19 protein-coding genes are annotated in these 22,095 nt (G+C 69.3%); 8 read left to right on the top strand and 11 right to left on the bottom strand.

The features are described from left to right. Positions 1-34: 34 nt before the first annotated feature. Positions 35-2,869, bottom strand: a complete 2,835-nt coding sequence (locus ACN469_RS22175; RefSeq protein WP_498770734.1) for a M16 family metallopeptidase — start codon at positions 2,867-2,869, stop codon at positions 35-37. Between the two features lie 280 nt (positions 2,870-3,149). Here ACN469_RS22175 and ACN469_RS22170 point away from each other — a divergent pair, with 280 nt between their 5' ends. From ACN469_RS22170 to ACN469_RS22155, 4 genes are all read left to right on the top strand, one after another. Beyond that, a complete protein-coding gene (locus ACN469_RS22170) occupies positions 3,150-3,683 on the top strand; it encodes a hypothetical protein (RefSeq protein ID WP_498770733.1) in 534 nt (177 codons plus the stop codon). A gap of 129 nt (positions 3,684-3,812) precedes the next feature. Further along, positions 3,813-4,466: a metallophosphatase domain-containing protein gene (locus ACN469_RS22165; RefSeq protein ID WP_498770732.1), complete on the top strand. Its 654-nt coding sequence runs from the start codon at positions 3,813-3,815 to the stop codon at positions 4,464-4,466. Between the two features lie 207 nt (positions 4,467-4,673). Beyond that, entirely contained in the window at positions 4,674-6,464 is a 1,791-nt protein-coding gene (gene sppA, locus ACN469_RS22160) for a signal peptide peptidase SppA (protein ID WP_498770731.1), read from the top strand. A gap of 342 nt (positions 6,465-6,806) precedes the next feature. Then, positions 6,807-7,850 carry a GspE/PulE/PilB domain-containing protein gene (locus ACN469_RS22155; RefSeq protein ID WP_498770730.1) on the top strand — a complete coding sequence of 348 codons (1,044 nt, stop codon included), beginning with the start codon at positions 6,807-6,809 and terminating at the stop codon, positions 7,848-7,850. Between the two features lie 15 nt (positions 7,851-7,865). On the opposite strand, the gene ACN469_RS22150 is transcribed toward ACN469_RS22155, so the two are convergent. The 8 genes from ACN469_RS22150 to rpmH all read right to left on the bottom strand — a co-directional run bounded on the left by ACN469_RS22150 (position 7,866) and on the right by rpmH (position 13,664). Continuing rightward, on the bottom strand, positions 7,866-8,477 hold the full coding sequence (locus ACN469_RS22150) for a Uma2 family endonuclease (RefSeq protein ID WP_498770729.1): 612 nt from the start codon (positions 8,475-8,477) through the stop codon (positions 7,866-7,868). Positions 8,478-8,555: 78 nt separating this feature from the next. Then, positions 8,556-9,887: a tRNA uridine-5-carboxymethylaminomethyl(34) synthesis GTPase MnmE gene (gene mnmE / locus ACN469_RS22145; RefSeq protein ID WP_498770728.1), complete on the bottom strand. Its 1,332-nt coding sequence runs from the start codon at positions 9,885-9,887 to the stop codon at positions 8,556-8,558. 39 nt (positions 9,888-9,926) lie between these two features. Continuing rightward, positions 9,927-10,154: a hypothetical protein gene (locus tag ACN469_RS22140; protein WP_141648817.1), complete on the bottom strand. Its 228-nt coding sequence runs from the start codon at positions 10,152-10,154 to the stop codon at positions 9,927-9,929. 11 nt (positions 10,155-10,165) lie between these two features. After that, on the bottom strand, positions 10,166-10,999 hold the full coding sequence (locus tag ACN469_RS22135) for a hypothetical protein (RefSeq protein ID WP_498770727.1): 834 nt from the start codon (positions 10,997-10,999) through the stop codon (positions 10,166-10,168). After that, positions 10,996-12,813 (bottom strand): membrane protein insertase YidC, encoded by a 1,818-nt coding sequence (yidC, locus tag ACN469_RS22130; RefSeq protein WP_498770726.1) that lies wholly within the window; start codon positions 12,811-12,813, stop codon positions 10,996-10,998. Before yidC ends, ACN469_RS22135 begins: the two co-directional genes overlap by 4 nt. 48 nt (positions 12,814-12,861) lie before the next feature. Beyond that, complete coding sequence (gene yidD, locus ACN469_RS22125) at positions 12,862-13,080, bottom strand: membrane protein insertion efficiency factor YidD (protein WP_176435996.1); 219 nt, start codon at positions 13,078-13,080, stop codon at positions 12,862-12,864. Continuing rightward, positions 13,077-13,499: a ribonuclease P protein component gene (rnpA, locus tag ACN469_RS22120; RefSeq protein ID WP_498770725.1), complete on the bottom strand. Its 423-nt coding sequence runs from the start codon at positions 13,497-13,499 to the stop codon at positions 13,077-13,079. The genes yidD and rnpA overlap by 4 nt, the downstream gene beginning before the upstream one ends. Before the next feature lie 12 nt (positions 13,500-13,511). Next, a complete protein-coding gene (gene rpmH, locus ACN469_RS22115; RefSeq protein ID WP_141648952.1) occupies positions 13,512-13,664 on the bottom strand; it encodes a 50S ribosomal protein L34 in 153 nt (50 codons plus the stop codon). Between the two features lie 551 nt (positions 13,665-14,215). Between rpmH and dnaA the strand changes: the two genes are divergently transcribed. Together dnaA and ACN469_RS22105 are read left to right on the top strand one after the other, a co-directional pair. Beyond that, entirely contained in the window at positions 14,216-15,568 is a 1,353-nt protein-coding gene (gene dnaA, locus ACN469_RS22110) for a chromosomal replication initiator protein DnaA (RefSeq protein WP_498770724.1), read from the top strand. A 94-nt stretch (positions 15,569-15,662) separates the two neighbouring features. Then, positions 15,663-17,594, top strand: coding sequence for a HEAT repeat domain-containing protein (locus tag ACN469_RS22105; RefSeq protein WP_498770723.1), 1,932 nt, complete (start codon positions 15,663-15,665; stop codon positions 17,592-17,594). A gap of 12 nt (positions 17,595-17,606) precedes the next feature. Here ACN469_RS22105 and ACN469_RS22100 read toward each other — a convergent pair whose 3' ends face one another. Together ACN469_RS22100 and ACN469_RS22095 are read right to left on the bottom strand one after the other, a co-directional pair. After that, positions 17,607-18,092, bottom strand: coding sequence for a DUF2267 domain-containing protein (locus ACN469_RS22100; RefSeq protein WP_498770722.1), 486 nt, complete (start codon positions 18,090-18,092; stop codon positions 17,607-17,609). A gap of 87 nt (positions 18,093-18,179) precedes the next feature. Then, entirely contained in the window at positions 18,180-18,968 is a 789-nt protein-coding gene (locus tag ACN469_RS22095; RefSeq protein WP_498770721.1) for a DUF4190 domain-containing protein, read from the bottom strand. A gap of 198 nt (positions 18,969-19,166) precedes the next feature. Between ACN469_RS22095 and ACN469_RS22090 the strand changes: the two genes are divergently transcribed. After that, positions 19,167-20,573: a M16 family metallopeptidase gene (locus ACN469_RS22090; RefSeq protein WP_498770952.1), complete on the top strand. Its 1,407-nt coding sequence runs from the start codon at positions 19,167-19,169 to the stop codon at positions 20,571-20,573. Beyond that, complete coding sequence (locus ACN469_RS22085) at positions 20,573-22,090, top strand: insulinase family protein (protein WP_498770720.1); 1,518 nt, start codon at positions 20,573-20,575, stop codon at positions 22,088-22,090. Before ACN469_RS22090 ends, ACN469_RS22085 begins: the two co-directional genes overlap by 1 nt. Positions 22,091-22,095: the final 5 nt, after the last annotated feature.

Here is a 22,095-nt window from a genome sequence, read left to right as displayed (position 1 = left end):
GACTCACCCAATGAAGGGGTGAGGCGTCACCGCGTCACGGCGCGGCCGGAGCCTGCACGGGGGCCTTCGCCTTCTTCTCGGCGGTGGCGAAGTCACCGGCCTTCACCTGGGTGACCTTCGTCCAGTCCAGGTGTCGCGACATGGCCTGACGCACGTCCGTCGGCTTGAGCTTGGAGAGCTGCTGCTCCACACCCGCGTCGAAGGTGAGGGTGCGCCCCAGGTACAGGTAGCTGGACAGCTTGCGCGCCAGGTTGCCGTCCTGCGCCCGAGCCGCCTGCCGGTACTCGAGCAGACCCGCGCGAGCCTTCTCCAGCTCCTCCGCCGAGTAGTCCTTCTGCAGCACGTTCGTCACTTCCTCGCGCATCGCCGTTTCGAGCCGGCTCGCGTTCTCCGGCGCGTAGATGGCGTAGGTGATGAACGTGCCCACCGCGTCCAGATCACCGGGGTCGATGTTGCTGGCGACGCCGTAGGACAGGCCGTCCTTCTGGCGGATGCGCGTGGCCAGTCGCGAGTTGAGGAAGCCGCCGCCGAGCACGAAGTTGCCGAGCATCAGCGCCGGCCAGTCCTTGTCGTCCTCGCGCAGCTTGAGCGTCTGCCCCGCGTAGAAGTACGCGTTCGCCTTGTCCGGCGTCTCCAGGGCCACGACCTTGGGGCCCACGTCGTTGAAGACCTCCGGCACGCGCTCGTAGGGCGCCGGGCTCTTCCAGTCGCCGAACAGCTTGCCCGTCTCGGCGATGATGTCCTTCGGCTCGAAGTCACCCACCACGGCCAGCTCCGCGTGGGCGCCGCCGTAGAACGCCTTGTGGAAGGCGCGGGCCTGCTCCAGCGTGGTGTCCTTCGTGCCGGCGATGCGCTCGTCGAGCGTGGGCACGTAGTAGGGGTGGCCCTTGGTGTAGTGGCTCGACAGCGTCCGCCAGAAGGCGATGCTGCCCTGCGTCTCCGGCTCGCTGCGCTGCGACTCCAGGTCCGCCAGCCGCGCCTGCTTGAGCAGGGCGAACTCCTTCTCGTCGAAGGAGGGCTCGCGAAGAATCTCGGCCACCAGCGCCAGCACCTTGGGCAGGCTCGCGCGCGGGCACTCGATGGACGCCGACGCTCCGGCAAGGCCCCCGTCCACGCTGACGCGCGCCTTCAGCTTGTCGAACTCGTCCTGGATTTGCTGCCGCGTGTGCTTCTTGGTGCCGCGCATCAGCATGCGGCCCGCATACGACGCCGCGTCGGCCTTGCCGCGCAGCGCTGCCTCCGTGCCCCAGTGGAAGGACAAGGACGCGTTCACCATCTCACCGCGCGTCTTCTTGGACAGCACCGCGTACTTCATGCCGCCCGGCAGCTCGCCGCGCTGCACGCGCGCCTCGATGTTGGCGGGGGAGGGGTCGAACGCCTCGCCCTGCGCCACCGCGGCGCGGCCCTTGTAGCCGTCCATCATCTTCGCCATCTCCACCGGCGGCGGCAGCTCCGAGCGCTCCGGCTTCGCCGTGGGGATGAACGCGCCCAGCGTGCGGTTGGAGGCCTTGAGGTAGGTGGCCGCCACGCGCGTGACGTCCACGGGCTTCACCGCCTCGATGCGGTCGCGGTGCAGGAACATCAGGCGCCAGTCGCCGGTGGCGGCCCACTCGGACAGGCCGATGGCGGCGCGCTCCGAGTTGTTCAGCGTCAGCTCCATCATCTTCAAGAGCGTCGTCTTCGCGCGGGAGACCTCCTCCTCGGTGAAGGGCGTACGCGCCGAGTCTTCCACCGTCTTCAGCAGCGCCTCGCGCGCGGCGGCCAGGGGCTGGTCCTCGCGCATGTCCGCGCTGAAGCCGATGATGCCCGGGTCGCGGAACTGGTAGTTGTACGCGGACACGTTCGACGCCTTCTTCGTCTCGACCATGCTCTTGTAGAGCCGGCCCGACGGATGGTCACCGAGCGCGAGCGTCAGCACGTCGATGGCGGCGAAGTCGGGGTGGGCGCCCTCGGGCACGTGATACACGCTGGCGAGCAGGGTGTTGTCGCCCACGCGGCGCAGCGTCACCTCGCGCTCACCGTCCTGGGTGGGCTCGGCGGTGTACGTGACGGGCAGGGGAGCGGCGGGCTTCTTCAGCTTGCCGAAGGAGGACTGGATGAAGCCCAGCGTCTTGGCCTCGTCGAAGCGGCCGGCCACCACCAGCATGGCGTTATCGGGGCGGTAGTACTTCCGATAGAAGGCCTGGAGCCGGTCGATGGGCACGTTCTCCAAATCGGAGCGCGCGCCGATGGTCGACTTGCCGTAGCTGTGCCAGATGTACGAGGCGCTGAGGACGCGCTCCTGGAGGATGCTGCCCGGGTCGTTCTCGCCGGACTCGAACTCGTTGCGGACGACCGTCATCTCGCTGTCGAGGTCCTTCTTGGCGATGAAGCTGTTGACCATGCGGTCGGCTTCGAAGGACAGCGCCCAGCGCAGGTTCTCGTCCGAGGCGGGCAGCGTCTCGAAGTAGTTGGTGCGGTCCAGCCACGTGGTGCCGTTGGGACGCGCGCCGCGCTCGGTGAGCGCCTGGGGCACGTTCTTCGTGGTGGGCGTTCCCTTGAACAGCAGGTGCTCGAGCAGGTGGGCCATGCCCGTCTCGCCGTAGCCCTCGTGCTTGCTGCCGACGAAGTACGTCACGTTCACGGTGACGTTGGGCTTGGTGGGGTCGGGGAAGAGGAGCACGCGCAGGCCATTGGCCAGGCGGTACTCGGTGATGCCCTCCACGCTCGTCACCGGGGTGAGCGCCGAGCCCTTGGCCTTCGCGGGAGCGGCCTTCGCGGCGGGGGCCTGGGCGGCGGAAGGGGAGGGGACAGGGGCCTGGGCCCAGACTGGAGTGGTGGCCACCAGCATCAGGGGGGCCAACAGGGAAAGCGGGGTACGACGCTTCATGCGGTCCTCGCGGGGGTCTTCAGAAAGTGCACGGCGCTTCTAACCCGGTACGGCTCGTCCGCCATCCCGGAAGCCGGCACTTCCTCCAGACAGGCGTCCACCGTGAGACAGGGGAGGGAGCGCCTGGACCCGCCCTCCGGGCCCTCGACGCACGGGTTCGTCTGGGTTTCCGGGACGACCTCATGGGTTGGCTGTATGGCTACCACCGTGTCAGATTGGTTTGGTAGGGTGTCTTCAACCTTGGAAGCGGCATGGGGCCGCTCGGAGGGAGGCAGGCGGGATGGCGAGATTTGACGGTGGGGGAGTGGACGCGGCGCTCAAAGACCTCTCGAAGGTCATGGAGCGCACGCGAGTACGGCTGGATGCGCTCGACCGGAGCCACATGGAGCTCAAGGAGGCCATCCGGGACGGACGGAGGGCGTCCCAAGAGGCCACGGTTGCGGTCGGGGAGCTGCGACGGGAGGTCACGGAGCTGAAGCATGATGTGAGTGCGCTCAAGCAGAAGGTGGACACGCTGGATGACAAGACAGTGGCCTTCGAGGCGAAACTCCAGACCTCGGACCATCGGTTGCTGGTCGTCGAGGAGAAGGTCGACGTGTTCTCACGCGACCTCCATGTGGTCCGCGCTGGCTTCGAACAAGCCGTCGAGTCCCTCGCGAAGTTGAGCGAGCATGTGGGTGCCTCGACCTCGGAGCTGCGTCGGGGCCTGTTCCACGTCAACGGGAAGGTCGCCCGGCTCACCGCTGACCGGGACGTCACCGAGCAGCGGCTGCAAGCCCACGAGAGCATCTTGAGCAAGCTGCTCAAGAACTGAGGCACTGACTCCAAAGCGAAGTGTCGCGGAGGGAGGCCCTCGCGTTTCCCTTCGCGGCGGGTCAGCCCCGTGTCGGTGTAGCGTCCGTCCCCGACCTCGGGCCGCCACGTCCGAAGCGAAGGGACTCGTATGAGGGTGGTGCTCATCTCCGACACCCACAATCGGCACGAGGAGCTGGAGGTCCCCGCGTGTGACGTGCTCATCCACGCGGGCGACTTCTCTCGCCGGGGCAAGCGGCCGGAGCTGGAGTCCTTCCTCACCTGGTTCGCCAGCCGCCCGGCCCGCGAGAAGGTGTTCATCGCGGGCAACCACGACTTCATCTGCGAGAAGGAGCCCGTGCCGACCCGGACCCTCGCGAGAGAAGCGGGCGTGCACTACCTCGACGACGAGGAGGCGCTCATCTGCGGACTGCGCCTCTGGGGTTCACCCGTGACGCCGCGCTTCGGAGGCATGGCCTTCAACCGCGAGCGGGGCGCGGACATCCTCACCCACTGGAACCTCATCCCCGAGGGCCTGGACGTCCTCATCACCCACGGCCCACCCAAGGGGCTCGGGGACCGCACGTTCCTCGGTGCGCACGTGGGCTGCGCGGACCTGCTCGCCCGCGTGCGGCAGGTCCGCCCGCGCCTCCACGTCTTCGGCCACATCCACGAGTCCCCGGGCGAGCACGTGCTCCCCGACGTGCCCACCCGCTTCATCAACGCGTCCAACTGCCACCTCCACCCGTTCGGGATGCGGCCTCCCATGCTGCTGGAGTTGGAGCCCTCGGCCCTCGCGCCCTGACTCGCTCAGGCGCGCTCGCCGTCCTGGGGCGAGTGCCCCGTCCCCGGGCGAGGGAGCCGGGAAGTCCGGTCCCCGTCCTCCAGAGTGTCGCTCGGTCGGCGGGGAGGCCCGAGGGAACATGCAAGCATCGGCACCCTGGCCCGTTAAGTAGTAAGGACCGCGTGCCGGATTCGTGGCCCGTCTCCCAGGTACCAGGAGCTTCTTCGGATGAAACGATTTCTCATCGGCGCGCTCGCCTTCATTGGCGCGATGTCCGTCCTCTTCATGCTGGGCCTCATCGCCCTCATCGTGATGGCCTCCACGAGCCGCCCGAGCGTGCCGTCCAACCTCGTGCTGGAGATGGACCTGTCGCAGCCGCTGCCCGAGCACGTGTCGGGCGAATCGCTGGCCGGGGCCTTCGGTGAAGACCCGCTCACGGTGCGCGACGTGGTGGATGCGCTGGAGAAGGCCGGCGAGGACTCGCGCGTGAAGTCGCTGGTGGTGCGCGTGGGCACCAGCCCCGGCAGCCCCGCGACGACGCAGGAGCTTCGCGACGCGGTGAAGGCCTTCCGGGCCAAGGGCAAGAAGGCCATCGCCTTCACCGACTCCTTCGGCGAGGAGGGCAACGCCACCGGCGCGTACTACTTCGCGTCGGCCTTCGATGAAATCTACATGCAGCCGTCCGGCGCGGTGAACGTCATCGGCCTCGCGTTCGAGACGCCGTTCGCCCGGGATGCGCTGGCGAAGCTCGGCGTGAAGCCGCAGTTCGACAAGCGCTACGAGTTCAAGAACGCGGTCAACAGCTACACCGAGCAGGGCTACACCCCGTCGCACCTGGAGGCCACCGAGCGCTTCGCGGGGAGCCTCTTCGGGCAGATGGTGCGGGGCATCGCCGAGGGGCGCGGGTTGACGGAGGACGCGGTGCGCGCGCTCATCGACCGGGCGCCGCTGCTCGCGCCGGAGGCGATGGACGGCAAGCTGCTCAACGGCCTGCGCTACCGCGACGAGGTCTACGCCGAGCAGAAGCAAGCGGCGGGCGACGGCGCGGAGCTGCTGTACGTGAAGAAGTACCTGGAGCGCGCGGGCCGGCCGAACACGTCGGGGGAGACGATTGCCCTCGTGTACGCGGTGGGCGCGGTGGCGCGCGGCAAGAGCGGGGGCAGCCCGTTCGGTGAGGAGGCCCTGGGCGGAGACAGCGTCGCGGCGGCGCTGCGCAAGGCCGCGGAGGACTCGCAGGTGAAGGCCATCGTCTTCCGCGTGGACAGCCCGGGCGGCAGCTACGTGGCCAGCGACACCGTGCGCCGCGAGGTGCAGCGCGCTCGCGAGGCGGGCAAGCCCGTCATCGTCACCATGGGCACGTACGCCGCCAGCGGCGGGTACTACTTCGCCATGGACGCGGACAAGATTGTCGCCCAGCCCGGCACGCTGACGGGCAGCATCGGCGTGTACACGGGCAAGTTCGTCACGAATGGCTTCTGGGAGAAGCTGGGCGTCAACTTCGACACCGTGGCGATGGGTCGCAACGCCACGCTGGCCAGCTCGGACGCGGTCTACACGCCGGAGCAGCAGGCGCGCGTGGACGCGGAGCTGGACCGCATCTACACGGACTTCACCACGCGCGCGGCGAGCAGCCGGAAGATGCCGCTGGAGAAGCTGCAGGGGCTGGCCAAGGGCCGCGTGTGGACGGGCGAGGACGCGCTGGAGAACGGCCTGGTGGACGCGCTGGGTGGCTACGCCAAGGCGCTCGAGCTGGCGAAGGAAGCGGCCAAGCTCCCCGCGGATGCTCGGGTGCGAGTCGAGGAGTACCCGCGCAAGAAGAGCCCCGCCGAGGTCCTCTCCGCCGTGCTGGGCGAGACGGGCGACAACAGCGAGGACACCTCCGCGACGACGTCGGTCGCCACGCCCTGGGCGCCGTTGGTGGAGGCCACGCGCGTGGTGCATGGCCTGGGCGTGAAGCTGGGTGTCTTCGCACCCGAGCGCGGCTCGCTGTACGCACCGGTGCCCGAGACGCGCTGGTAGCGGAGCTTCTGTTTCCGCGCCGCCCTGCGTGCCCGTCGGACGCAGGGGCGTGATGCGGGAACGCCGTGGATCCAAGGGCTTGAGGGTGCCGCTCGCGCCTTCAGGCCCTTCTTCGTGCCGTCACCGTCCTGGACGCGCTCCGTCTCCCAGAGGAGACGTGACGACGCGCCACGGGAGGTGGACCTCCTGGGCCCCTGCCTTGCAGATGTCGTGGACGCGGAACCGTCTGTCGTCGGCGAGGAAGCCAGGACGGTCGGTGCGGGCGTAGAACTGTTTCAATTTTCCGGGACGAGCGCGTTCCCAAGGGTAGTGGCCGCCGTGGGGGGCCGGAGGAGCCGGGTCATGAAGAAGCGACTGGGGGACATCTTGCTGGCGCGTGGCGTGATTGATGCGCTGCAGCTCCACTCCGCGCTGGCGTATCAGCGCAAGTGGGGGGTGCCGCTGGGGCAGGTGGTGGTGGATCAACGCTTCTGCTCGGCGGATCAGGTGCTGGAGGCGCTGGCGGAGCAGGTGGGGATGCAGACGGTGGACCTGGAGTCCCAGCCGCCCGACCGAGGGATGGCGCGGCTGATTCCGGAGCGGGTGGCGGAGACGCACCGCGTGGTGCCGCTGCGGCTGGAAGGACACGCACCTCGGGACACGCTGGTGGTGGCCATGGCCGCGCCGGGGAGCCTGGCGTCGCTGGACGCGGTGAAGAGCGTGACGGGGCGGGCGCGGGTGGTGGCGAAGCTGGCCACGGACGCGTCCATCCGCCGCGCCATCGGCCGCATGTACCGGGGCGAGACGGACGTCGCCGTCCGGCGGCCCGGCATGGAGAGCTTCTCCCTGCCCGAGGCGGACGAGCAGATGACGATGGTGCTCGGCGCCAGCATGGTGGAGCTGACGAACATGGAGGCGCCTCCCGAGGAGGGGCTGCCGCTGTTGTCCTCGCTGGAGGAGGAGACGGCGCGTCCCCAGCCCGTGGTGAAGGTGCCCGCGCCGCGAGCGCCCCTGCGCTCGAAGCTGCCCACGCTGACGGCGGCCCATCCGGAGCCGATGGCCCAGGTGCTGGTGTACGGCTGGGGCGTGGACGCGGCGGCGGGGCTGGTGAAGGTGCTGGCGGGCGCGGGCCTCACCTCCCGCGTGGCGAGCACCGAGGAGTTGCTGGCCTCGAGCGAGACGCAGGTGGTGGTGACGCCGCTGCCGTCGCTGGAGGCCCTGGGTCGCAAGGTCCCCGCGCAGGTGGTGGTGGCGGGGAAGATGCCCGAGGTGGACCTGCCTCGCGCCCAGGCCGTGGGGGCCCGGGGCTTCCTGGCCGCCCCGGTGGATCCAGACCTCCTGCTGCGTGCCGTGCGCAGGATGGTGTCGCCTTCGGGTGATGCCACGTTTCTCCGCCGCGCCAGCTGAAGGGCGCGAAGGGACTCAGGGGACGGCGGCGAGCAGCGACGTCTCACCGCACAGCGCGGACTCGGGCAGCCACAGCGACTCGAGCTCCACGGGGGCGGAGGAGAAGGGCTCGGCGCGCACCAGCGCGTCGGACTCGTAGCAGCCGGTGAGGAGCCAGCCCCGCTTGACGCGCTGGTAGGTCTCCAGTGTGCGCGCGATGGGGTCCACCAGCCAGACATGGGAGACGCCCTGGCGCGCGTAGACGGGCAGCTTGCGCGTGCGGTCCAGCGCGGCGGTGGAGGGCGCGAGCACCTCGCACACCCAGTCAGGCGCCAGGGTGAGGAAGGGCACGTCCGGGTCGATGGGGGAGGCGACGCGGTCTCGACGCCAGCCGGCGACATCCGGCACGAGCACGTCGTGGCCCAGCCGCAGCTCGGGGGCGCGCAGGAAGCACCAGCGGCCACTGCCACCCCGGCGTCGGTCGAGCTGCTCGCCCAGCTCCACTCCCAGCATGAAGGCGGCGCGGGTCTGCGCGGGAGTCAGCCTGGGTGAAGCGACGAACTCCTCGTCGAGGACTTCTCCCACCCAGCCCGAGGGCAGGGCCGAGAGCATCGAGTGGTTCGCCAGGTGGATGATGCCTTCCGTCACAGCGCCTCCGAAGGTGCGTCGGTTGAGGGCGGCATTCTAGGAAGGGGTCTGACACGTCCCCGGACTGCTCGGAACGCGTCACTTTCCGATGCAGAACCGCTGGAAGATTGCGTCGATGAGTGCCTCGGAAGCGGAGGTTCCGGACAGTTCGCCGAGGGCCTCCAGGGCCAGGGAGACCTCGCCGGAGACGACTTCCAGGGTGGACAGGCGCGACGCGGACTCCGCGCGCGACAGCGCCTCGGCGGCGCGACGCAGGGCATCGGCGTGACGCTCGGACACCAGGGCCACCGCGGAGGGAGTCCCGCCACCCCACAGACGTGAGAGGAGGGACTCACGCAGGGCGTCAACGCCCTCTCCCGTGAGCCCGCTGACGCGGGGGCGCGGCGCGCTGAGCGCCTCCAGTCCCACGTCGCACTTGCCGTCGACGACCAGCACGTCCGTCACGCCCGCCTCGGCCCGCCAGCGCTCCGCGTCGGCCTCGGAAGTCCCTGGCGGCAACACGAGCACCGTCAGGTCCACACCCGACAGCAGCTCGCGCGTCCGGGCGATGCCGAGCGCCTCCACGCGGCCCGGCGTCTCGCGCAAACCCGCCGTGTCGAACAGCGTGACGCCCAGGCCGTTCCACTCGACACGGGCCTCCAGGGAATCTCGCGTCGTCCCAGGCTCATCGTCCACCAGCGCACGAGCCTCGCCCACCAGTCGGTTGAACAGCGTGGACTTGCCCGCGTTGACAGGGCCGAACAGCGCCACGCGCGCGCCACGGCGCACCAGTCGACCGTGGCCCGCCTCCGAGAGCAGCGCCTCCGCCTGGGCTCGCAGCGCCTGGACTCGCGCCTCCGAGTCCTCGTCCGCGCCCTCCGCCTCGTCGGGGAAGTTGAGCACGCCCTCCAGGTCCGCGTGCAGCGAGCGCAGCGGCTCCTCCAGCGCGCGCACCCGCTCGGTGAGCGCACCGGACAGCCCCGCGGCCGCGGCACGCACGGCGGACTCCGAGTCGGCCGCCACCAGGTCCGCCACGGCCTCCGCGCGTGTCAGGTCGATGCGGCCATTCAGGAAGGCGCGGCGGGTGAACTCACCGGGCGCGGCGGGACGCGCGAGGCCGTCCTCCAGCGCGCGCGCCAGCAGCAACTGGAGCAGTCGCGGACTCCCATGGGCCTGCAGCTCCACCACTTCTTCGCCCGTGAAGGAGGCGGGCGCGCGGAAGTAGAGGAAGAGGCCCTCATCCAGCGCGCGGCCTTGTGCATCCACGAAGCTGGCGAGGTACGCATGGCGAGGCGTCGGCTCCACGGGCACGCCCGGCGCCAGGCGGCGTCCCACCTCCAGCGCGGCGGGGCCGGACAGCCGCAGGATTCCCACGGCCCCAGCAGTGGGAGCCGTGGCCAGGGCGACGATGGTGGAAGTGGCTGACGTCATGTGGGCTGGGGAGCGGGCGCTCCCCTCCGCGCACGGGAGCTACCGAGGCCCCATGGGGGGCGTGGAACCACGGGCGGCCTTCTCGACGGCCTCGCGATTCTCCTCGATGTACTTCTCCACCGCCCCGTCTTCGATTTCCAAATCCCGGAGCACTCCAGGGTAGACGAAGCGGAAGGCGGGAGACTCCTCATCCCCGCGCAGGCGGAAGCTCATCTTCAGCACCGCCGCGCCGTACAGCTTGTCCTTGAGACCCTTCGCCTTGCCCATGCACCGCCCTCTCACTCGTCGAAGTCGTCCTCGTCATCATCCGGCAGCAAGCTCCGCTTGGGCAGCGGTGCCGGCTTCTCCGGAGTGAACACCACACGGCGATTGCGACCCTCGCCCTCGGCCGTCACCTTCAACCCCGCAACACCTTCTACCGCCTTCAAGACGCGCGCGCGGTCGTCCTGTTTCATCGCGGCGAGCGCGTAGAAGCGCCCCAGGCTGGCGGACTTCTCCGCGAGCCGGCGGATGGCCTCTCGCAGCGCCGCATCCTCCTCCACCGCCACCGAGCGCTCATCCGAATCGCCGCCCGCCGTGCCACGAGCCGCCGCGCCTCGAGGTGCCGCGGCCGGAGCCGCTCCTCCCCGAGCCTGCTTCGCCTGGGCTGGGGCCTGAGGCTGCGGCGCCTGGGCCTGCGCCCGAGGAGCCGCCGCTCGCGCGGGGGCCTCCGTGGCCGCGACAGCCCCAGGAGCGGGCGCCGGGGCGGGGGCCTGCTGCTGCGGCTCGCGACGCTGCCGGGGTTCCGGGTGCGCGCCGCAACCCAGCACCACCCAGCGACGGTCGACGCCGGGACGGTGCAGCATCTTGTTGAGCAGGAACTGGAGCGAGTCCAGCACCTGACTGCGGCGGCCCTGCTCCACGCCGGGAGGAGGGCCCGCCTCGAAGTGCAGCGCGACGGACAGGCTGCCATCCGCCGCGTCCTGCATGTCCAGGCGCGCGGGGAAGCCCATCAACCCGAGGATGTCGCCGAGGAGCTTCTCCACGCGCGGCCGGAAGTCCGGGGCGGGAGTTCCCCCCGAGGCGGGAGTGCCGCCCACGGGGGCCTGCTGAGGAACCTGCTGCTCGCTCACTTGCGTTTTCCTCCCGCTGTCGCCACCACGGGCGTCCCGCCACCTGCCTGGGGCTTGTTCTTCCGGTCCAGCCACTTCCGGAGCCCGTACTGCTGCGCGATGGAGAGGATGTTGTTGGTGAAGATGTAGAGCGACAGGCCCGCCGGGTACTGGAGCAGCGTCAGCGTGAAGATGCCGGGCACGAACCAGGTCATGATCTTCGCCTGGGTGGCATCCATCATCTGCGGCTGCATCTTCTGGGTGATGATCATCGAGATGCCCAGCGCCAGGGGCAGCAGGTACGTGGGGTCCTTGTAGGTCAGGTCCCTCCAGATGGGACCGAAGAAGGGCTCACCGTACAGGTCGAAGCTGTTGCGCAGCGCCGTGAAGAGCGCAATCCAGACCGGCATCTGGATGAGCAGCGGGAGGCAGCCGCCGAGCGGATTGACCTTCGCCTCCTGGTACAGCTTCATGATTTCGAGGTTCTGCTGCTCGCGGTTGTCCGCGTGCTTCTTGCGGATCTCCTCCATGCGCGGCTGGAGCTTCTTCACCTCTTCCATGCTGACCATGGAGCGGTAGGTGAGCGGCAGCAGCACCAGCTTCACCACGACGGTGAGCAGGATGATGGCCACGCCCCAGTTGCCCGTGAGGCCGTGGAAGAACTTCATGATGCCCAGCAGAATCTTGCAGATGACCGCCCAGATGCCGAAGTCGACGGTGTCCTCGAGCTTCGGGTGGAACACGGCCTCACCCAGGCCCGCGGCCTGACGCAGCTCGGGACCGGGCACCACGGCCATCAGGTCGGGGTCCTTGGGGCCCAGGTAGCCGCCGAGCCGCAGCGTCACCGTCTCCCCCGCGCCCACGCTCAGCGGGAAGGCCGCCGTCACCTGCCGCGCGGTGGGCGTGGCGGTGAGGATGCAGTGGCCGGGGCGCGGGCCGTCCAGCGGGTAGAGCGCGGACAGGAAGTACTGCTGGTTGATGCCGAAGAAGTGGATCTGCCCCTTGGTGTCCTCGGGCTTGTCGTCGCCCGGGTTCATGTTGTGGAGCTTCTCGTCCACCCAACACGCGGAGCGGCTCAGGTTGCCCACGCCGCCGAAGAAGGACGGGGCGTGCTCGAAGTTCGGGTCGATGGCGCGGCCGTAGTGCACCTGGAGCTCGCCGTTCTGAGGCTGGCCGGAGGTGTTCTTCACCTGGATGGTGTACGTGAGCTCGAAGCCCTCGTGCGGCCACTGGAGCACCTTCACGACCTCCCACGGACCCTGGCGGCCGGTGAAGGTGATGGACTCGGCGCCACCGCCCTTCTTCTCCTCCACCGTGTAGGGCACGTTCTTCGGCAGGGGGCTCGAGCCCTCAATCGTGACGGACAGGGGCAGCGGCTCGTTGGGCACCGGCTGCGCCAGGTTCATCTGCGGCGCGGGAGGCACCTCCTTGCCCACCAGCAACTGCCAGCCCTGGGCCAGCGTGAGCGAGTGCTGCTCACGCAGCTTCACGCCCTGCAGCTGGGCCTCCGTGAGGCCCGCGCCCTGCGAGGAGAAGCGGTAGACGGAGTCCTTGCGCATCAGCTCCACCTGCCGTGCGGGCGGGGGAGGGGTGGCGTCGGAAGGCGTGCCGGTGGGCGGCGTGCCCTCACCGGACGGGGGGAGTGCGGCCTGGGCGGTGGTGCCCGCGTCCTGCGTCATGCCGGTGGTCGTCACACCCGCGTCGTCGGCGCCAGGGGCGGCCGGCGGGGGCGGGAAGAGGAACATCCATCCGGCGGTGACGGCGAAGGAGAGCAGCAGGGCGACCAGCAGCCGCTTCTGGGAGTCGTTCGACTGAGGCGAGAGCGGATCGTTCATAGAGGTCCCTCCCCGCGGGGGAGGGTGCGGCAAGGGGTGGAAGCCCCGTCACGGCACCGGGTCGATGCCACCGGGGTGGAAAGGCTGGCAGCGCATCAAGCGCCACAGGGTGAGCCAGGAGCCCTTGAGGCCTCCGTGCTTTTCCAGCGCCTCCATGGCGTAGGTGGAGCAAGAGGGATAGAAGCGGCACACCTTCGGCAAAAGCGGCCCGAGGAATTTCCGGTAGAACCGGATGGGCAGCGAGATGGCGAAGGCGAGCGGGCTCATCTGGGAGGCTCCTTCGGCTTCGGCTCGGCGGCCGGCGGGAGCCGCTGCAGCTTACGGGTGACACCGTCGAAGGCGCGGGACAGAGCCACGAAGGAGGCTTCCTTCGCGGACGAGCGCGCCACCAACACAACGTCCAGGCCCGCGGGCCATTGCATGCGGCGCTTGCGGAACAACTCCCGCAGCACCCGCCTCAGACGGGCCCGTACCACCGCGTTTCCCACCTTGCTCGACACGGTGAGGCCAACACGGGAGTACGCCCGGCCATTGCGCTTGTAGAGAGCGAGGAGACAGTCGGAGGGAAGCTTCTGCCCGCCGTCCTGGACCTCGAGGAACTCACGCCTGCTGAGCAGGCGAAGGGCCTTGGGGAAGCGCTGGTCTGCCGGGCCCTGCTGCCCCGGCGTCGCACCCTCGGCCCTCACACGCGGACTCGCTTACTTCTTCGCAGCCGACACGACCAGCCGCTTGCGGCCCTTCGCACGGCGGCGCTTGAGGACATCCCGGCCGGACTTGGTGGCGTTGCGCTTGCGGAACCCGTGGGTGCGGTTGCGGCGCAGCTTCGACGGCTGGTACGTGCGCTTGGACACGGCTCTAACTCCTTGATGATGGGCGGCGCCTCCTACTGCTCCGGCGCGACCTGAACTAGGGAAAGGGCCGGGGGCGTAACCCCATTTCCGGGGTAAGTCAACGGAGGATCACCTTCTTACGCCCCATTTTCCCGATCCTGGGAACGAAACCGTCGTCCCCTGCCCACCGAGGGAGCATCTGGCTGCCTGCAGGGGTCCGGAACTGGGTGTCCAAGGAGCCTCGGGCCGATCGAACCCCGCGCCCTGATGACGTCCCCATGCGCCTCCTTGAAGGGACGGCCGGGCTTCATCAAATGCCCGCGCGCGCGAACCCGTGCCCTTTTGCATTCCGCACTCACAGTCAAGTCGGGCCAGGTGAACCCCAGCGGTTGGGGGGAGTCGAGCGGATCCCCACAATGGCGCCGAGGCGGCATGGCCGTTGCCGATCATCCGGGCCCGGAAAAGATCCTTCAACGGCGCCGCTTTGGGTCGGTAGCTTGATCCACCCGGAAGCGTCTGTTAGCACCGCCCGACGCTCGTAACTCCTTCCGCTTTGCACGGTTGAGACACACTTGAACGCCCTCGCTCACGCCGCACCTTCCATTCCAAGTGCTGGAATTCTCTGGAACAAGATGCTGGAGGCCATCCGTCAGGAAGGCCGTCAGTACGCGCTCCAGTGGTTGGATCGGGTCCGCGCGCTGGAGGTCCGTGAAGGGGCCCTCGTCCTGGGTGTTCCGGACCGCTTCTTCCGCGACTGGGTGGACGACCACTACCGCGGATTGCTCGAGGGACACCTGGCCCGGCTGGGTGACGGACTGGTGTCCGTGGCCTACGAAGTGGTGGAGGGACTCGTCCCGGAAGGCCACTTCCCGCCCACACCCACGGTGAAGGTGAGCATCGGCCGTCCTTCGAGGCTGAACAGCCGCTTCACGTTCAACACCTTCGTGGTGGCGGACAGCAACCAGCTGCCGGCGGCGGCGGCGCAGGCCGTGTCGGACAAGCCGGGCCACCACTACAACCCGCTCTACATCTACGGCGGCACGGGCCTGGGGAAGACGCACCTGCTCCAGGCGGTGGGCAACCACATCTGGGAGAAGGACCCCTCGCAGCGCGTGGTGTTCCTGTCGAGCGAGCAGTTCACCAACGAGTACGTAGAGAGCGTCCGCGAGCACCGCATGACGGACTTCCGGCGGAAGTTCCGGGAAGAGTGCGACGTGCTGCTCATCGACGACATCCAGTTCCTGGGCAAGCGCGAGGAGACGCAGAAGGAGTTCTTCTACACCTTCAACACGCTCTACGAGCTGGGCAAGGCCATCATCCTCACCAGCGACACGGTGCCCGCGGAGATTCCGGGCCTGGAGGAGCGGCTGCGCAGTCGCTTCACCATGGGGTTGATGACGGACATCCGCGAGCCCACGTACGAGACACGGGTGGCCATCCTCCAGAAGAAGGCCCTGACGGAGAACCTGGACCTGCCGGACGCGGTGGCGCACTTCATCGCCAAGCACATCCAGAAGAACGTGCGCGAACTCGAAGGTGCGCTGGTGAAGCTGTCGGCGGTGCACAGCCTGACGCGCCAGCCGGTGACGGAGGAGTTCGCCGCGGAGGTGCTGCGCGACATCCTCCCCGCGCAGCATGTGGTGGACGTGGAAGCCATCCAGCGCGAGGTGGCCCGCTTCTACAAAGTCACGGTGGAGTCGCTGAAGGAAGACCGCCGTCACAAGGCATTGGCGCATGCGCGGCAGGTGGCCATGTACCTGAGCCGCAAGCTGACCAAGAGCTCGTTCCCGGAGATTGCGTCGCGCTTCAGCAAGGACCACTCCACCGTCATCTCCGCCGTGCGCAAGGTGGAGGGACTTCGCGAGTCGGACCCCACCGTGAAGCGCGAGCTGGCGGAGCTGGAGCTGCGGCTCGGCGGTCACTGAGCGTTCGGTGATTGCGGGTGCCCGGAGGTCGGGGCACCGCGTCACGACAGGCTGACAACCAGGAAGCGCGGCAGGCTCCGTATCTCCAGGAGCCGTGTCCCCTCGCCTGAAGAGCCTGGTGCCCCTCATCGCCTTGTTGGCGCTGGTGGCCCTGTGGAGCTTCGAGTCGCCCAGGGGCTGGAAGCCGCCCGCGACGACCCAGGTCATCTCGGTGAGCCACCCCGCACCGCGCTCCGACGAGCCCCTTCCCACCGTTGTCCCAAAGACAGTTCCCTCCGGGAAGCGCGGCCGCCAGCGCGTGCTGACGCCGGGGTTGGAGCACCGGTACGCGTTCGATTTGGACGTGCGCTCGGCCGAGCACATTCCTGGCGCGGAGACGGGGCGCAACTGGAGACACAACGGCTGGAGTGGGGTGCTGGAGCTGGCGTACCTGGGCGTGGAGGGAGGACAGCACTTCTTCTCGGCGCGGGTGGAGGCCACGCGGGTGGAGGCGGAGAAGTCGCTGAGCGAGGAGGCGCTGAGTGCCTTCCGCTCGCAACTGGAGCGGCCCTCGTACGTGGCTCAGGACTCACGTGGACGTGTGCTCGCTGTCCACTTCGAGGAGGGGTTGGAGACAGGGGCGCGGCGGTTCCTGCGCTTGTTGCTGGCGGCCACCCAGTTCGTCGCGGAGGACGGACGGAGTTGGAGCACGGAGGAGACGGACCCCACGGGGGACTACGAGTCGGAGTACCGCGCGGGGGGCAGCGCGAACACGTACGTGAAGACGAAGCGGCGGTATCTGCGGACGGCGTTGCCGCTGTGGGCGCCGACGGGGCCTCGGGGGCCGGGCGTTGTGGTGCCTCGGCTGCGGGGGCACCTGGATTTCATGCTCGATGAGGACGGGCTGGTGCGGGAGGTGGCGGGCTCGGACGTGGTGGAGCAGGGAGGCCGCGAGACGGGGTTGCCCCAGACTCGCGCGGAGACGCGGGTGGCGCTGACCCGGCTGGAGACTCCGCGGCATACGTCGTTGTCGATGCGGATGTTTCGGGAGGCTCGGGGTCGGCTGCATGCGGAGCCGCTCACGGGACTGGCGACTCCGCGCGTGGGAGCGGCGGCGGTGGAGTGGGACCGACGGCTGGTGGGGGAGGCGACGCTGGACGTGCTGCTCCGTGTGCTGGAGACGGAGACGCGAGAGCAGGAGCGGATTCAGGCTCGTGAGCGATTGGCGGCGCTGTTTCGCCTGCTGCCCGCGAAGGCGGGGCTGGCGGCGCGACGCGTGCGACAGGGCGCGGTGAAGGACGGCGTGGTGGCGCAGGTGATGGAGGCGCTGGGGAGCGCGGGCACGCCTGAGTCACAGCGGGAGCTGGCTCGGTTGCTGGGGGAATCACGGTTGCGGGTGACAACTCGGGCTTGGGCGGCGACCGCGGCGGGGAAGGTGGCTCAGCCGTCGGCGGAGCTGACGCAGGCGCTGGCGCGGGCCGTGGGGGCGACGAAGGAAGGGGAGCTGAGGCACGCGGTGGGGTTGGCGTTGGGCTCGATGGTGAAGGGGATGGAGCGCTCTGAACCTGGGCGTGCGCTGGGGGTGCTCGACGGGTTGATGGGGCGATGTGAGGCGAAGCGGTTGGATGCGGAGACGTGCCTGCGAGCGCTGGCGCGGGCGGGCTCGTCGCGGGGGTTGGAGTACACACGCACCGCTCTGTCCCACCGTTCGGCGGAGGTACGCGTGGCGGCCACCGAGGCACTCGGGGCGATGGCGGGCGCGGATGTGGATGTGTTGTTGGACCGCGTGCTGCTGGAGGACCCGGAGGTGCGCGTGCGTGCGCAGGCGGCGGTGATGATTTCACGGCGCGTGGCCGGACCTCACCTGCGCGCGGCGGCGCAATCGCTGCGCATGGAGACCGAGCCCCAGGTCCGCGCCGAGGTGGTGCGGATGCTGGGGACCTTGCTCACCGTGGAGCATCTGGCTGGTGAGCTCTTGCGCGACGTGGTCGCTCGCGATGACTCCGAGGAGGTGCGCCGTCTGGCTTCATCGTTCCTCGCGGAGTAGCACGCGTTGGGTTCACGCCTCCGGAACCCACAGCGAACGCAAATCCGAAGGCAGTTGCCCAATCACATCATCGGCCTCGCCCTCGGAGATGTGCTCACGCACCGTGGCGAACACGGCGCGCGTGAGGCGCTCCGCTTCGTTCGGCGTCGTGTCCAGGTCGTCGGCGACCATCTGGAGGAACTCCAGCATCTTGAACTTGCGAGGAGGCATGCCCTCGTGTCGCGGGCAGCGCTGCAGCAAGTCCGTCACCTTCCGCGGAAGCTGCGCCTCCAGGTGCTCCACCTCGGGGCCCATCAACCGCTGCTCCAGCGTGCACAGCACCGCCTCCGCCGCCCGCTCCGCGAGCGGACGGCCGATGCCCGCCCTCGCCTCCAAGTCTCTCAAGAAGAACGTGTACGTCCGCGACGTCCTCGACTCGTGCCGCTTCGCACGAAGCTCCTCCGTCGACATGCTCGGGCGCTCGCCCGCTTCTTTCCATCCCTCGTTTTCATTCGCCATGTCGTGGTCCTCCCACCCTTCACCGTGGGCACCTCCACCATGGAAGACATCACGCCCCCGCCGTGCGCCGGGGCGCCGAGCCGGCACTCAGGCGTGAAGCCGCTCCAGCAAGCTCTTCATCAGCGGCCACAACACCAGCAGCCACAGCGCCACGCTCCCCACGCCCAGCAGGATGCTCGCCAGCGCGTGCCCTCCCCGGCCAATGGGTGGCCGCGCCCTCGAATCCACCTTCCGCAACGCGATGACCCCAAGGACCACCGCCAGCGGACCGAGAAACGGCAAGAAGAACGACGAGATGCCCATCGACAACGCGAACCTCGCCAGCGGGTTGTTGACGCGCAAGTCCCACATTCGCCGCAGCTCCTTCTCCGACACCTCCATCCGGAAGAAGAGCCGGTTCCTCGGGTCGAGGAGGATTTGCAACGCGGTGACGAAAAGCAGGAACCCGCCCACGAGCATCACCGGACCGAACAGCGCGGCGCCCATCAGCCCTGTGACCACCGGCGTGAAGACCAGGGCCGTCCTCGCCCAGCGCTGTCCCAGATAGAACGCTCCACCCACGACCGCGGCGCCGAGCAACACCAGCGCCAGCCGCCACGCCCCCTGGACGAACGCCGTCAGCACCCCCGCGAGCAACACGAGCGTCCCGCCTCCCACCATCCACGTGTTCGGGTCGCGCCGCCCCCAGAACTTCAACCGGAAGGTCTCCAGGTAGTTCACCTCCGGGCGGAGCGAGCAGGCCGCGCAATACAGCACGCCCATCACCCACGTCGTGCACGCCTCGCAGACGAAGCCGCCGCAGCGCTGACACGTCGCCCCCGCGTCCACCTCCGGGTGGACCGCGCAACGAGGCGTGACGCCGACAGAGGAAACCATGCACTCCAGTGTCTCATGGAGCGTCACGCGCGTGGACACGAGTCAGCGGACACCTCGCCCCCCGAGCCGAGGCGGCCCTCAACAGTTGTCACCCGCCACCCATTCCGACTGTCATTCCTTGCCCACCCGGCGAGGGACGCGTGCTAAGCGCGAGAGGTGAGTCCCTGGCACGGAAGCCCCGGAGGAACCTTGTCCAAAATGAAGGCCCTCGTCGCCGCAGCCCTCGTCGTCTTCGGGCTCCCGGCACTCGCCCTCTCCACACAAGAGGCGAAGCCGCTGGAGCCCGGTCGCGAAGCGCTCGCCATCCCCTACGAGAAATACACGCTGCCCAACGGACTGGAGGTCATCCTCTCCGTCGACCGCAAGCTCCCCGTCGTCTCCGTCAACGTCTGGTACCACGTCGGCGCCTACCACGAGCAGCCCGGCCGCACCGGCTTCGCCCACCTCTTCGAGCACATGATGTTCCAGGGCTCGCGCAACGTGGCCGATGACGTGCACATCCCCATGCTCGAACAGCTCGGCGCCACGGACCTCAACGGCACCACCAGCTTCGACCGCACCAACTACTTCGAGACGGTGCCCACCCACCACCTGGAGACCGCCCTCTGGCTGGAGAGCGACCGCATGGGCTTCCTGCTCGACGCGCTCACCCCGGAGAAGCTCGCCACCCAGCGCGAAGTCGTGAAGAACGAGCGCCGCCAGGGCACCGAGACGGCCCCCTATGGCCTCGCCCGCGAGGCGGCCTGGCACGCCCTCTTCCCCCTGCCGCACCCGTACCACGGGGACGTCATCGGCTCGATGAAGGACCTGGACGCCGCCACGCCCGAGGACGTGAAGGCCTTCTTCCGCCAGTGGTACGCGCCCTCCAACGCCACGCTCGCCGTCGTCGGTGACTTCGACGTCGCGAAGACCAAGGCCCTCATCGAGAAGTACTTCGGCTCGCTGCCCAGCCACCCCAAGCCGACGAAGCCCGAGGTCGCCTCGGTGAAGCTCTCCAAGCCCGTCGTGCTCCGTCAGGAGGAGCGCGTGGCCACGCTGCCGCTGCTGTCCATCCAGTGGCTGACGCCCGGGTACTTCGAGGACGGTGACGCCACCGCGGACGTGGTGGCCACGGCGCTGGGCACCGGCAAGGCGAGCCGCCTCTACCGCCGCCTGGTGCTCGACAAGCAGCTGGCCCAGAGCGTCAACGTCACCCAGCAGAGCCAGGGCGCGCAGTCCGTCTTCACGCTCGACGTGGTGGCGCGGCCCGGCGTGTCCACGGACGCGCTGCTCAAGGAAGTGGACGCGGTGCTGGAAGACATCCGCCGCAACGGCATCACCCCGGAGGAAATCCAGCGCGCCCGCACCCGCTATGACACGCGCACGCTGGCGGGCCTCCAGTCCATCGGCGGCTTCGGTGGCAAGGCGGACGTGCTGCAGAGCTACAACCACTTCGTCGGCGAGCCCAGCTACGTCGCGCAGGACCTGGCGCGCTACGAGACGGTGACGCCCGAGGCCGTGAAGCTGTTCGCTCGCGACACGCTGCGCCCCGATGCTCGCGTCATCCTCCACGCCGTGCCTCCCGCGCGGAAGCAGGCACCCGCTGAACCGAAGGAGCGCCACTGATGCGCCGCCTCATCACCGCCCTCGTCACCGTCTCGCTCGCCGGCTGCGCCAGTCAGCAGAAGCCCGCGACGTCCGAGCCCCAGGACACCGCCGCGCCCCAGGCTCCGAAGCCCGCGACGCCCGCCGACGCGGAGGCCTTCCGCGCCACGCCGCCCCAGCCGGGCAAGCCGCCGGAGCTGGTGCTGCCCACCTTCCAGAAGGCCACGCTCGACAACGGGCTCACCGTGCTGGTGAGCACCCGGCGCGAGCTGCCTCTCGTCTTCGCGGGAGTCACCTTCGCGGCGGGCAGCGCGCAGGACCCCACGGGCAAGGATGGCCTGGCGGACCTGACGTACCGCATGCTGATTGAGGGCGCGGGCACGCGCGACACGGTGGCGCTGGACAACGCCTTCGCGGACCTGGGCGTGTCTCCCTTCCAGGAGGTGACTCCGGACGGCGCGCAGGTGGGCGTGCGCGTGCTGACGCGCAACGTGGACGCCGCGCTGGCGCTGCTGGCGGACGTCACCCTCCGGCCGACGTTCGCGCCCAAGGCCTTCGAGCGGCGCAAGAAGCAGCAGCTCGCGGACCTGGTGCGCCGCCTGGGTCAGCCCAGCGCGCTGGGGCAGATTGTCTTCCTGTCCTCCGTCTTCGGGAACACGCACCCGTACGGGCACACCTCGCAGGGCATGCCGGACTCCGTGCAGGCGCTCTCGCTGGAGGACATCCAGGGCTTCTACAAGAAGCACGTGGGCCCGGCCGCCGCGGCGCTCGTGCTCACCGGTGACATCACGCTGGACGAGGCCGTCGCCTTCGCGAAGCAGCACTTCGGCGCGTGGAAGGCTCCCGCGACTCCTCCGCCCGCCCCGCCCGCGCCACCCACGCCCGCGCGGCAGGCGGTGTACGTGGTGCCCAAGCCCGGCCTGGACCAGACGGTGATGATGCTGGGCCGCCCCGCCATCGCCGCGGGCAATCCGGACGAGTACTCGCTGGAGCTGGCCACCACCGTGTTCGGCGGCTTCTTCGGCAGCCGGCTCAACATGAACCTGCGCGAGGACAAGGGCTACAGCTACGGCGCGGGCGCGAGCATGGACCCGCGCCTGGGCGTGGGTCCGCTCACGGCCTATACGTCGGTGCGCGCGGACGTGACGGGCCCCGCGCTCAACGAGGCGATGGGAGAGCTGAGCGGTCTCAAGTCGCGCCCCATCACCGAGAAGGAGCTGGCCGCCGCGCGCGAGGGCCTCATCCGCGCCTTCCCGGGCGCCTTCGAGTCGGTGGAGGGCCTGGGCTCCAGCGCGTCGCAGCTCTTCCGCAAGCGCCGCCCGCTGGATGAGTTCAACCGCACCGTGGAAGGGCTGCGCGCCGCCACCGCGGCCGACGTGCAGCGCACGGCCGAGAAGTATCTGGACCCGGCCACGCTGCAAATCATCCTGGTGGGTGACCCGCTGCTCATCCAGGAGCAGGTGTCTGGGCTCAACCTGGGCAAGCTGATGGCGGTGGAGCCCGACACGCAGCCGGGCAGCGCCAGCGCGCGGCCTTGAGTCCG

The organism is Corallococcus terminator (assembly GCF_049194865.1).
Taxonomy (GTDB): Bacteria; Myxococcota; Myxococcia; order Myxococcales; family Myxococcaceae; genus Myxococcus; species Myxococcus terminator_A.
The sequence above is the reverse complement of the archived record's forward strand: the minus strand, read 5'-3'. Positions and strand labels throughout refer to the sequence as shown.